This is a genomic window from Streptomyces prasinopilosus, from assembly GCF_001419695.1.
GTDB classification, from domain to species: Bacteria; Actinomycetota; Actinomycetes; order Streptomycetales; family Streptomycetaceae; genus Streptomyces; species Streptomyces prasinopilosus.
The window spans coordinates 1-11,042 of the sequence record NZ_LIRG01000104.1; the positions used below are offsets into that span (position 1 = coordinate 1).

Genomic DNA, 11,042 nt, shown 5'->3' on the forward strand with positions numbered 1-11,042 from the left:
CTCCCGGGAGTCCTGCGGAGCACGAGACCAAAGGGGCGGACCGGTGGCCGACATCGAGGAAGCGCGCAAGCAGTTCGAGCGGATCGACGCGGACGGGGACGGGTTCATCACCGCCGCCGAGTTCAAGACCGCACTGGCCCAGGGCGGCGACTGGAACGTCACCGACTCGGTGGCGGAGGCCGTCATCAGGTCCCGCGACCTGGACGGCGACAAGCTCCTGTCCTTCGACGAGTTCTGGGCGCACCTGAACAAGTGAGCCTCGGGACGGGGCCCGGTTCCGCGCACCTTCGCCGCGGACCGGGCCCCGACCGGTGACCCGGCACTGCCGGCCGGCCGCGAGGGGACCGGGCACCGGCGTACCCGAAGACCCGCGCCCGCGCGGCGCGGGTCCGCCACGGCCTCGGCGCACAGGGGGCGCGGACCACCGTCCCGCGGCCGGGCCGGTCGCTCCCGCCCGACCCCGCTCGGTCCGTCACGGCAGGATCGCGATGCCGCTCGACCAGTTCAGGCCGAGCCGTTCCTGGGACGCCATGTGCAGGAACTGGAAGCCCTCCAGTTCGCGTGCCCGGCGCAACGGGCCCACGTCCAGGGGACGCAGCCCCGCCGAGGAGACGAGCTCCGAGACGGTCCGCTTCGCGGCCTCGTCGTCCCCCGCGACGAACACGTCCAGCGGCCGGCCGGCCACCTCACCGGTGACGAGCGGCCCCGCGAAGGTGGTGTTGAAGGCCTTGACCACCCGGGCCCCCGGCGCGGCGGCGGCGATCTGCTCGGCGGCCGAGGTACCGGGTTCCACGACGAGCGAGTCGAAGGTGGAGAAGTCCACCGGGTTGGAGATGTCGACGACGGCCTTCCCCTCCAGAGCCCCGGCCCACGCGGCGGCCACCTCGCGTCCGGCCGGGAAGGGCAGGGCGAGCACCACGACGTCGGAACCGGCCACCGCGCCCTCGTCCACCGCCGCGACGTCCGCTCCGGAGGCCGCCTGCCCCAGCGACGCGGCCAGCTCGTCCGCCTTGGCCCGCGTGCGGTCGTACAACCGCAGGGTGTGGCCGCCGGCCAGCGTCCGGGTGCCGATGCCCCGGGCCATGTTCCCGGCACCGGCGATGGTGACGATCATGCGTTGCTCCGTACGTTGTCGGGCGGTCCGGGGCGGACCGTGCGCGGTTCACGCCGCTGGCGTGCCCCTTCACCGTGACACCCCGGGCCCGCCCCTGCCACCGCCCGCGGTGCTCCCGGCCGAGGCCGCTGTGGGGAGGGAGGCAGCCGGGAGAGCGCTTCGCCGGCGAACGGGTCCGGGAGGGGGATCCCGGAGGACTGGACGTGGGAGCCCTGCCGACCGGGACCGAGGCCGGCGCTCCCACGGCCGTACGAGCGTCGGACGTGCCGCTCCGGCGAGGCCGTTCCGGCGGAACCCGCCCATGCCTCACGCGAGACCGTGACGACGGGTCAGGCGACGCCCTTCGCGTCGCGGACGTGCACAGCAGCCGAACCGGCGGCACCCCCACCCACCGACTGCCCTCGGTTCCGCTGCAGCTGCTCTTGGGCCGAGCGGGGCCGGATGCGGTGGTCGAGGACTCAGCGTCGTTCAGAGCGCTCCCGGCACCCCTTCGGCGCACTCCGTCGACGCCCGGACGGCCCGGGCAGGACGGTCCGGGCGCGGTGCGCGCTCCCGTCCCGGCCCCGGCGGTGAACTCCCTCCCGGATCGCGCCGCGTGGGGGCGAGGGCGCCGGGCTCGCGGCTGGCGCCGGGCGGACACGCGCCGTTCCGCGGAAGGGGAACGGCGACAGCGGCACGCCTCCGCGGGGCTCCGGACCCTGCCCGGACGACGCCGGGCAGGGGGCGGCCCTCGGTCCGGCCGGGAGGCCGGAGGCCGTCACGGCCCCTGCAGCAGCGCGAACCGCGCCCCCTCCGGGTCCGTCACCGTCGCGGTGCGGCCGTGGACGCCGTCGCGGGGCCGTTCGAGGACCTGGCCGCCCAGGTGCAGGACGTGGTCCACCGTGTCGTCGACGTCGGAGGCGGTGAAGTACGTCGTCCAGTGCGGTCCGCGGCCCCTCGGGAGGCCGTTGCCCACGCCGTGGATCCCCGCCACGGGCCGGCCCGCCACGCTCAGGGTCACGTGGTCGAGGTCGGTGGAGACCTCGGGCTGCACGGTGTGGCCGAACACCGTCGCGTAGAACTTGGCCACGCGCTCCGACTCGAAGGTCGTCAGCTCGTTCCAGGCGGGCGCGCCGGGTACCCCGGTGACGGCCTGGCCCAGGTGCGCGGACGCCTGCCAGATGCCGAAGACGGCCCCCGAGGGGTCGGAGCCGATCGCCAGCCGCCCGGTTTCGGCGATGTCCAGCGGGCCGACGCCGACGGTGCCGCCGCGCGAGCGCACCGCGTCGGCGGTGCGGTCCGCGTCCGCCGAGGCGAAGTAGGGCGTCCAGGCCACGGGAAGACGCAGATCCGCCGACAGCGTCCCGATGCCGGCCACCTCGCAGCCGTCGAGCAGAGCGCGCGCGTAGGGGCCGAGCCGCTGCGGGCCGGGCCGGAACTCCCAGCCGAACAGGGCTTCGTAGAAGGCCCGGGCCCTGTCCGGTGCGCGCACCGTGAGACTCACCCAGCAGGGTGTACCGGGTACGGGCCGGACGGGTGCTGCACCGTCTCGGGGGGCGGGCCCCCGTGCGTCGGTCATCGTCACTCTCTTCTCGGCCGCCCTCGTGGTGGCCGTGCTCTTCTCGACCCGGGCGAGGGTCGCGTCGCGTCCGCTCTGTGGATTCGTCCCCGTACCGGCACCGGCGTCGGTCACGGCCCCGCGTGCTCGGGGCCGGCCCCGAGCGGCGGTTCCCGTCCCCGGAGGATGCCCGATGTGCGGCTCCCCGCCCCTTTCGGCACGCTTGCCGGAGGATGTCGATCGGCAGTACAGCATGTGCCCGGTCCCGTACGCCTCGTGATCGGGTCTGCCCGGCCGAGCAGAGTAGCCGGACCTGGACGGGACGGCCACCCCGTGCGTCAGGATGGTGGCCATGAACGCCATCGTCTCCGCATCCGAACTCGCCGCCGAACTGGCGGGCGGTCACCCGCCCGTACTGCTCGACGTCCGCTGGCGGCTGGGCACGGCCACGGCGGCCGGCGAGCCGCCGTTCGACGGCCGGGCCGCCTACCGTGAGGGGCACCTTCCCGGTGCCGTATTCGTCGACCTGGACAGGGAGTTGGCCGGGGCGCCGGGCGGGCGGGGGCGCCATCCGCTGCCCGATCCGGAGGTGTTCGGCGTGGCGATGCGCCGGGCGGGCGTGTCGGCGGGCACGCCGGTGGTCGCGTACGACGACGGAACGGGCTGGGCGGCCGCCCGCGCCTGGTGGCTGCTGCGGTGGACGGGTCACCCGGACGTGCGGGTCCTCGACGGCGGGTTGCCGTCCTGGGACGGCCCGCTCGAGACCGCGCGGCCGGAACCCGCCGAGGGCGACTTCGTGCCCGCGTGGGGGGCGGCCGGGCTGCTCGACGCCGACGCGGCGGCCGCGCTGGCCCGGACCGGACTGCTGCTGGACGCCCGCGCGGGGGAGCGCTACCGGGGCGAGGTGGAGCCGATCGACCCGGTCGGCGGGCACATCCCGGGCGCGGTCTCGGCGCCCACCACCGAGAACACCGGCCCGGACGGACGCTTCCTGCCCGCCAGGGAACTGGCCGCGCGATTCCGGGAGTTGGGCGCGTCCACGGACAAGCGGGTCGGCGTGTACTGCGGTTCGGGGGTCTCGGGGGCGCACGAGGTGCTGGCGCTCGCCGTGGCGGGCATCCCGGCGGAGCTGTACGTCGGCTCCTGGTCGGAGTGGTCGTCGGACCCGGAGCGGCCGGTCGCGGTGGGGCCGGACCCGCAGTAGACCGGAAGGGTGAAAGGGGCGCTCGTGCATGACGAGCGCCCCTCTCCTGGCGTCTCAGGCCGTTTCGTTCGCCGCGGGGGGTCCTTCCCGCGGGGTCACTCCTGCTTCTTGCGCCGGGTCCCGAACACGATCTCGTCCCAGCTCGGCACGGCCGCGCGACGGCCCGGACGCACCCCGTCCGCCTCCGCCTGACGGTCCGTGGAACCGACGAGACGGTCCCGGTGGCTGGTGACGGCACGGGGCATCAGCACGTCGGCGTACGCGGCACCGGCCGAGGCCGCGGGAGCGGGCGGCTCCTCCGCGTCGGGTTCACCGTCCGGATCCTCGGCGACCGGCTCGGGGGTCCGCTCGGGAACCACCAGGTCGCCCCGGAAGCTCGGCACCGCCTCCAGCAGGCTGGTGAGCGAGTCCCGCTCGCCGGAGGCCGTGATCGCCGACTCCTCGTCGGGTTCGGAGTCCTGACCCGGCGGCAGGCCCTGCCGCTCACGGTCACCCGGACGGTCCAGCGGCCGGTCGCGGGGCAGCCGGGCGATGCGCGGTACGAACGGGAAGCTGGGCTCGGGCGCGGCGGCGAGGTCGTCGGACTCGCCGATCAGTGAGCGCGCCTCGTCGTCGACGGCCTGGACGAGTCGCCGGGGCGGGTCGTACGTCCAGCCGGCCGAGTGCGGTTCGCCCGCGACCCGGTAGACCAGCAGCACCTCCCAGGTGCCGTCGTCGCGGCGCCAGGAGTCCCACTGGACGGTGTCCTTCTCCGCGCCCCGCAGCGTCAGCCGTTCCTGCACGGCCTCGCCCAGCGGCGGACCGGAGGTCTCGCCGGGCCGGCGGACGGGGGTCTTGCGGGCGCGTTCCGCCATGAAGGCGCGCTCGGCGAGCACGGGTCCCTCGAAGCGGCGGACGCGGTCCACGGGGATGCCGGCCATCTGGGCGACCTCTTCCGCGGTCGCACCGGCTCGTATGCGCGCCTGGATGTCACGGGGGCGGAGATGGCTCTCCACCTCGATCTCGATCTGGCCGAGGCGGGGACGGTCGCCGCGCACCGCGGCGCGCAGGCGTTCGTCGATCGGAAGCATGTACTCGGTGCTGTCCGCAGCCTTCAGCACCAGCCGTGTGCCGTCATTCGAGACGGCCACGACACGCAGTTCGGGCATGGGGACCTCCCGGGTGGTGCCTGCCGACGTCACGTGCGTCGCTGCTTCCGCTAGTCGAGTGTGGCCTGCCCGGGTGCAGCCTGCCACAACCTTGCCGAGTTGCCCGGCGTGTCGGGCGTGGGCCCCGGCTCGCCGTTATGGCACGGTTACCTGTTCGCAACGCTGAGTGACCGACCGCGTCACCCTGTGCAACCGCCCCCCTTCCGGCGGCCCTCGGAGAATCCGAGCACCCTGACGGGCGGCCGGACCCAGGGCTCGTCACAGTACTCCATTCGGGCCATCTGCGTGGATCGGCGCGCCGCCCGGCTTTCCGCAAGAGGCGCTCCTCGGCCGCGCCGGTCCGGGCCCGCCCGCTCCGGGCGTGGGAAACTTCACGCAATCCCCAAAAACGGAACTAATGACTCCGGCCGGGCGTCCACTTGTCGTGCAGTTGATCGTCGGTGTGCGGGAATGTGCGGGAAGGCAGGCAAGGTCAAGGAATGCGTGAAAGGCCGGTTGTCGCGGGTGGGCACGGTGACGTGGAGGAGGGGAAGCGGACGCGGATCGACCTGAGCGTGCCGCAGGTCGCGGGCAGCGGTGTGGCCGCGGTGCTGGGCGCCCAGCTCGCCTCGTCCTTCGGCGTCTACGGGACGATCATCGGCGCCGGCGTCATGAGCGTCGTCGCCACCTGCGGCGGAACAGTCTTCCAGCACTTCTTCAAACGCACCGGCGAACAGCTCCGTGTGGTCACCACGGCGTCGGGCCGGGCGTCCGTGGCCCCGGCCGGGAGCCGGCCCGCGCGGGCGCCGGGCGAGTTCACCGAGGGCACCGTGTACCGGGGCCGGGCCAGGGGAGTGCGGCAGGCCTGGAAGCGGACCGCGGTCGCGGCCGCGCTGGTGTTCGGGGTCGCGATGGCCGGAATCACCGTCTACGAACTCGCCTTCGGCCAGAGTCTCAGCGGCGCACCGAACACCACCGTCGGCAACGCGGTCACCGGTGAGAACACGTCCGGCTCCGGCGGCCCGCCCGGCTCCGGCGGTCCGGACGAACAGGGCCCCGGCACCTCCGGCGACTCCGGCACCCCGGACGACTCCGGCACCCCGGAGGAACCCGGGGACCCCGGCGGGGACGGTCCGGCCCCCGCACCCTCCGCGACGCCCGGGGACGAGGGGGCGGCCACCGGCTCCGGCGGCGCGCCGGACGGCGGGGACGCGCCGGCGGGCACCCCGGACGGCACCGGGAACCAGGACTCCGGCGGCACCGCGAGCCCGGAACCGGACGCGTCCGCTACGTCCCCAGCACCCTCCGCAGATAGTCGTTCCGGAACAGGCGTTCCGGATCAAGGCGATCCCGCAGTGCCGTGAACTCGGCGAAACGCGGATACACCCGGGAGAAGTACGAGGCGTCCCGGGTGTTGATCTTCCCCCAGTGGGGCCGGCCCTCGTGGGCGGTGAAGATGCGCTCCGCCGCCGTGAAGTACCCCTGATAGGGGGTGCCCCGGAACATGTGGACCGCGATGTACGCGGTGTCGCGGCCGGAGGCCGTGGACAGGGGGATGTCGTCGGCCGGGGCCGTGCGCACCTCGACGGGGAAGCTGACCCGCAGGCGGGATCGGTCGACCATGGCCTTCAGTTCGCGCAGCGTGTCCACCAGGGCCTCGCGCGGCACCGCGTACTCCATCTCCACGAAGCGCACCCGGCGCGGCGACGTGAACACCTTGTAGGGGATGTCGGTGTAGGTCCGTGCGGACAGGGCCCTGCTGGAGACGCGCGCGAGGGCGGGGACGGTCGCGGGCACCGCGCGGCCGACCCAGTTCGCCGCCTGGAAGACGCCGTTGGAGAGGAACTCGTCGTCGATCCAGCCCCGGACGGGGTGCACCGGCCGCTCCGGGCCGGCGCTGCGGTTGTTCCGCTTGGTGTTGGTGTTGCCGGTGTGCGGGAACCAGTAGAACTCGAAGTGCTCGTTCTCGGCGTGCAGCTCGTCGAACTCGGCCAGCACCCGGTCCAGGGGCATCGGCTCCTCGCGGGCCGTGAGCAGGAAGACCGGCTCGACCGCGAAGGTGATCGCGGAGACGACACCGAGCGCGCCGAGGCCGATCCGGGCGGCGGCGAAGACCGCGCGCTCCTCCTCGGTCCCCTCCGCCGAGCAGGTGAGCACCGAACCGTCGGCGGTGACCAGCTCCAGGCCCCGGATCTGCGCGGCGAGGGAGGCCGAGTCGCGGCCGGTGCCGTGGGTGCCGGTGCTGGTGGCCCCGGAGACGGTCTGCTCCATGATGTCGCCCATGTTGGTGAGCGACAGCCCTTCCCGCGCGAGAGCCGTGTTGAGCCGCTTGAGCGGGGTGCCCGCCCCGACCGTGACGGTGCCCGCCTCGCGGTCGACGTCCCGGATCCCCGCCAGCAGGTGAGGGCGGATCTGCACGCCGTCGGTGGCCGCGATCGAGGTGAAGGAGTGCCCGGTGCCCACCGCCTTCACCGGGAGGCCGTCCTCGGCGGCACGGCGCACGACCGCCGCCAGTTCGTCGACGGAGGCCGGCGCGACCTCCCGCGCGGGGTGGGCGAGGACGGTGCCTCCCCAGTTACGCCACGTTCCGTTCCTCGTGCTCGCCGTGCTGCCCAACGGAGCCTCCCCGACCCGGAGCCGGCCGCTTGAGCCGGCGGTACCCGAGGAAACCGACCACGACCGCGACGGCCCCGGACACCGCCGGAACCCCGTACCCGGCACGCGCACCGGCCGCGTCGATCACCCAGCCGGACGCGGCGGAGCCGAGCGCGACCCCGACCGCCAGTCCCGTGCTCACCCAGGTCATGCCCTCGGTGAGCTGCGCGCGTGGTACGTGCTCTTCGATGAGGGACATCGTCGTGATCATCGTGGGAGCGATGGCCAGACCCGCAACGAACAGCGCCACGGCCAGAAACGGCAGGTTCCCGACCAGTAGGAGGGGGATCATACTCACGGCCATGGCGCACACGCCCAGCAGCCAGCGGCGCTCGGGCGCCCCGGCGAAGCGCATCAGGCCGAAGGCCAGGCCCGCCACGCAGGAGCCCAGCGCGTACACGGCGAGCACCACGCTGGCGGCGGCCTTGTGCCCGCTCTCCTCCGCGAAGGCCACGGTGACCACGTCCACGCCGCCGAAGATCGCCCCCGTCGCCGCGAAGGTGGCCACCAGGACCTGCAGGCCCGGGGAGCTCAGCGCCGTGCCGCCGCCCGTGACCTTGCCGCCGTCGCCCGTGCGCTCGCGCGGGTGCGGGGCCGGCTCGGTGGCGCGCTGGGCCGTCAGCCAGAAGACGCCGACCGCGAGGAAGCAGGCCGCGAGCAGCGGACCGGCCTCGGGGAACCAGGCCGTGGACAGCCCGATGGAGATGATCGGGCCGAAGACGAAGCACATGTCGTCCACCACGGACTCGAAGGAGTACGCGGTGTGCAGCTGCGGGGTGCCGCGGTACAGGGCGGCCCAGCGGGCCCGGATCATCGCGCCGAGGCTCGGCACGCAGCCGATGCCGGCACAGGCGACGAAGAGCACCCAGTCCGGCCAGCCGTAGTGCGCGGCGACCAGCAGCAGCGCCGCGGCGGCGAGTGCGAGCGAGGTCGCCGGGCGCAGGATCCGCCGCTGCCCGTACTGGTCCACCAGGCGGGAGATCTGCGGGCCCGCCAGCGCGGCGGCCAGGGCGACGGTCGCCGACAGGGCGCCGGCGAGCCCGTACCGGCCGGTCAGCTGGGAGATCATCGTCACCACGCCGATGCCCATCATGGACAGCGGCATCCGGCCGATGAACCCCGCGGCCGAGAAGGCCTTGCTGCCGGGGGCCGCGAACAGGGCGAGATAAGGGCTGGGCACGAGGTCTCCGGAGATCTCGGGAGGACGCGACGGATCTCAGCAAGGCGCGACCGCAGACGACACAGCTCACTGGTTAGGCAACCCTAACGTCTCTCGAACGGGAGGTCGCTGCCCGGTCGGCCCCCCGCCGTTGCCCGGTCGCCCGCGACGGATGGCAGGATCGAGGCATGCCTGACGAGCTCGATCCCACCCCCTACGACGCCCTGCTCCTGCTCTCCTTCGGCGGCCCCGAAGGCCCGGACGACGTGGTCCCGTTCCTGGAGAACGTGACGCGCGGGCGCGGCATCCCCAAGGAACGCCTGAAGGAAGTCGGTGAGCACTACTTCCTGTTCGGCGGGGTCAGCCCCATCAACGAACAGAACCGCGCCCTGCTGGACGCCCTGCGCGAGGACTTCGCCGGCCACGGCCTGGACCTCCCGGTCTACTGGGGCAACCGCAACTGGGCGCCGTACCTGACCGACACCCTGCGCGAGATGATCCGCGACGGCCGCCGCCGCATCGCCGTCCTGGCCACCAGCGCCTACGCCTCGTACTCCGGCTGCCGCCAGTACCGCGAGAACCTCGCGGACTCCCTGGCGGCGCTGGAGGCCGAGGGCCTGGAGCTGCCCCGGGTCGACAAGCTGCGGCACTACTTCAACCACCCCGGCTTCGTGGAGCCCATGGTCGACGGGATCGTCCGCTCGCTCGCCGACCTGCCCGAGGAGGTGCGCGAGGGCGCGCACATCGCCTTCTGCACCCACTCGATCCCCACCGCCTCCGCCGACACCTCGGGCCCCGTCGAGGAGCACGGCGACGGCGGCGCGTACGTGGCGCAGCACCTGGACGTGGCCCGGGTGATCGCCGACGCCGTGCGGGAGCGCACCGGAGTGGAGCACCCCTGGCAGCTCGTCTACCAGTCCCGCTCCGGCGCCCCGCACATCCCCTGGCTGGAGCCCGACATCTGCGACCACCTCGAGGAGCGGCACGCCGCCGGGGTCCCGGCCGTGGTCATGGCCCCCATCGGCTTCGTCTCCGACCACATGGAGGTCATCTACGACCTCGACACCGAGGCCGCGGCCAGGGCCGGGGAACTGGGGCTGCCGGTGCGCCGCTCGGCGACCGTGGGCGCCGACCCGAGGTTCGCCGCAGCGATCCGGGACCTGCTCGTGGAGCGCGCCGCCACCGAACGCGGCCAGGACGTCACCCCCTGCGTGCTGGGCGGCCTCGGCGCGAGCCACGACCTCTGCCCGGTGGGCTGCTGTCCGGCCCGCGCCCCGCGCCCCGCCGCCGCGGGCGCCGACAGCCCCTACGCGTGAGGGGCGCCGTGACCGACCCCCTGCACGCGGAACTGCTGCAGCTCGCCCGCGAGGCGGCACGCCGCGCGGGCGAGCTGCTGCGGGACGGCCGCCCGGCCGACCTCGAGGTCGCCGCGACCAAGTCCAGCCCGATCGACGTCGTCACCGAGATGGACATCGCAGCCGAGAAGCTGATCACCGGGCTGATCGCCGAGCACCGGCCCGACGACGGCGTCCTCGGCGAGGAGGGCGGCACGACCGAGGGCACCAGCGGCGTCCGCTGGGTGATCGACCCGCTCGACGGCACGGTCAACTACCTGTACGGGCTGCCCACCTGGGCCGTCTCCATCGCCGCGGAACAGGACGGCGAGACGGTCGTCGGGGTGGTCGCCGCCCCGATGCGGGGCGAGACGTACCACGCGGTCCGCGGCGGCGGGGCGCGGGCCACCGGCGCGTGGGCGGGCGAACGCACGCTGACCTGCCGCCCGTCGCCGCCCCTGGAGCAGGCACTGGTCTCGACCGGCTTCAACTACGTCACCGAGGTACGCACCCACCAGGCCGCCGTCGCGCAGCGGCTGATCCCGCTCCTGCGGGACATCCGGCGCGGCGGCTCGGCCGCGGTCGACCTCTGCGACCTGGCCTGCGGCCGGCTCGACGGCTACTACGAGCGCGGACTGCACCCCTGGGACCTGGCCGCGGGGGACCTGATCGCCCGGGAGGCGGGCGCGCTGACCGGCGGGCGGCCCGGTGGGCGTCCCTCGTGGGACCTCGCGGTCGCGGCCACCCCGGGTGTCTTCGAGCCCCTCCAGCGGCTGCTGGAGGACTTCGGCGCCTGGCACGACTGACGGGCGGCCGGGACGACGGACGGCCGGGACGACGGTCCCGGAGACCCTGCGGATCCCGGAGGCGCCGGCCCCCCGGAGCGGGAGTTCCGGCGCCTCCGGGATCCGC

10 protein-coding genes are annotated in these 11,042 nt (G+C 74.3%); 5 read left to right on the forward strand and 5 right to left on the reverse strand.

Annotated elements, in window-relative coordinates; translation table 11 throughout:
• Positions 1-43: 43 nt before the first annotated feature.
• Complete coding sequence (locus AOK18_RS05710; protein ID WP_055570284.1) at positions 44-256, forward strand: EF-hand domain-containing protein; 213 nt, start codon at positions 44-46, stop codon at positions 254-256.
• Between the two features lie 216 nt (positions 257-472).
• On the opposite strand, the gene AOK18_RS05715 is transcribed toward AOK18_RS05710, so the two are convergent.
• Both AOK18_RS05715 and AOK18_RS05720 read right to left on the reverse strand, forming a co-directional pair.
• Entirely contained in the window at positions 473-1,114 is a 642-nt protein-coding gene (locus tag AOK18_RS05715) for an NADPH-dependent F420 reductase (RefSeq protein ID WP_055693601.1), read from the reverse strand.
• Between the two features lie 757 nt (positions 1,115-1,871).
• Positions 1,872-2,672, reverse strand: coding sequence for a VOC family protein (locus AOK18_RS05720; protein WP_055570296.1), 801 nt, complete (start codon positions 2,670-2,672; stop codon positions 1,872-1,874).
• A gap of 331 nt (positions 2,673-3,003) precedes the next feature.
• Here AOK18_RS05720 and AOK18_RS05725 point away from each other — a divergent pair, with 331 nt between their 5' ends.
• Positions 3,004-3,855 carry a sulfurtransferase gene (locus AOK18_RS05725; protein ID WP_055693602.1) on the forward strand — a complete coding sequence of 284 codons (852 nt, stop codon included), beginning with the start codon at positions 3,004-3,006 and terminating at the stop codon, positions 3,853-3,855.
• 95 nt (positions 3,856-3,950) lie between these two features.
• Here AOK18_RS05725 and sepH read toward each other — a convergent pair whose 3' ends face one another.
• Positions 3,951-5,003, reverse strand: coding sequence for a septation protein SepH (gene sepH, locus AOK18_RS05730; RefSeq protein ID WP_055693603.1), 1,053 nt, complete (start codon positions 5,001-5,003; stop codon positions 3,951-3,953).
• 479 nt (positions 5,004-5,482) lie between these two features.
• Here sepH and AOK18_RS33530 point away from each other — a divergent pair, with 479 nt between their 5' ends.
• Positions 5,483-6,346, forward strand: a complete 864-nt coding sequence (locus tag AOK18_RS33530; RefSeq protein ID WP_055693604.1) for a hypothetical protein — start codon at positions 5,483-5,485, stop codon at positions 6,344-6,346.
• Here AOK18_RS33530 and AOK18_RS05740 read toward each other — a convergent pair.
• Complete coding sequence (locus AOK18_RS05740; RefSeq protein ID WP_055693605.1) at positions 6,270-7,598, reverse strand: D-arabinono-1,4-lactone oxidase; 1,329 nt, start codon at positions 7,596-7,598, stop codon at positions 6,270-6,272. The genes AOK18_RS33530 and AOK18_RS05740 overlap by 77 nt on opposite strands.
• Entirely contained in the window at positions 7,558-8,817 is a 1,260-nt protein-coding gene (locus AOK18_RS05745; protein WP_055570293.1) for an MFS transporter, read from the reverse strand. Before AOK18_RS05745 ends, AOK18_RS05740 begins: the two co-directional genes overlap by 41 nt.
• A gap of 167 nt (positions 8,818-8,984) precedes the next feature.
• Between AOK18_RS05745 and AOK18_RS05750 the strand changes: the two genes are divergently transcribed.
• Positions 8,985-10,112, forward strand: coding sequence for a ferrochelatase (locus AOK18_RS05750; RefSeq protein WP_055693606.1), 1,128 nt, complete (start codon positions 8,985-8,987; stop codon positions 10,110-10,112).
• An 8-nt stretch (positions 10,113-10,120) separates the two neighbouring features.
• Positions 10,121-10,936 carry an inositol monophosphatase family protein gene (locus AOK18_RS05755; protein ID WP_055570295.1) on the forward strand — a complete coding sequence of 272 codons (816 nt, stop codon included), beginning with the start codon at positions 10,121-10,123 and terminating at the stop codon, positions 10,934-10,936.
• The last annotated feature ends 106 nt before the right edge of the window (positions 10,937-11,042 follow it).

Coding starts and splice junctions, on each gene's coding strand:
- sepH (WP_055693603.1), bottom strand. CDS start 5,003: ATGCCCGAACTGCGTGTCGTGGCCGTCTCGAATGACGGCACACGGCTG.
- AOK18_RS05750 (WP_055693606.1), top strand. CDS start 8,985: ATGCCTGACGAGCTCGATCCCACCCCCTACGACGCCCTGCTCCTGCTC.
- AOK18_RS05725 (WP_055693602.1), top strand. CDS start 3,004: ATGAACGCCATCGTCTCCGCATCCGAACTCGCCGCCGAACTGGCGGGC.
- AOK18_RS05715 (WP_055693601.1), bottom strand. CDS start 1,114: ATGATCGTCACCATCGCCGGTGCCGGGAACATGGCCCGGGGCATCGGC.
- AOK18_RS05720 (WP_055570296.1), bottom strand. CDS start 2,672: ATGACCGACGCACGGGGGCCCGCCCCCCGAGACGGTGCAGCACCCGTC.
- AOK18_RS33530 (WP_055693604.1), top strand. CDS start 5,483: ATGCGTGAAAGGCCGGTTGTCGCGGGTGGGCACGGTGACGTGGAGGAG.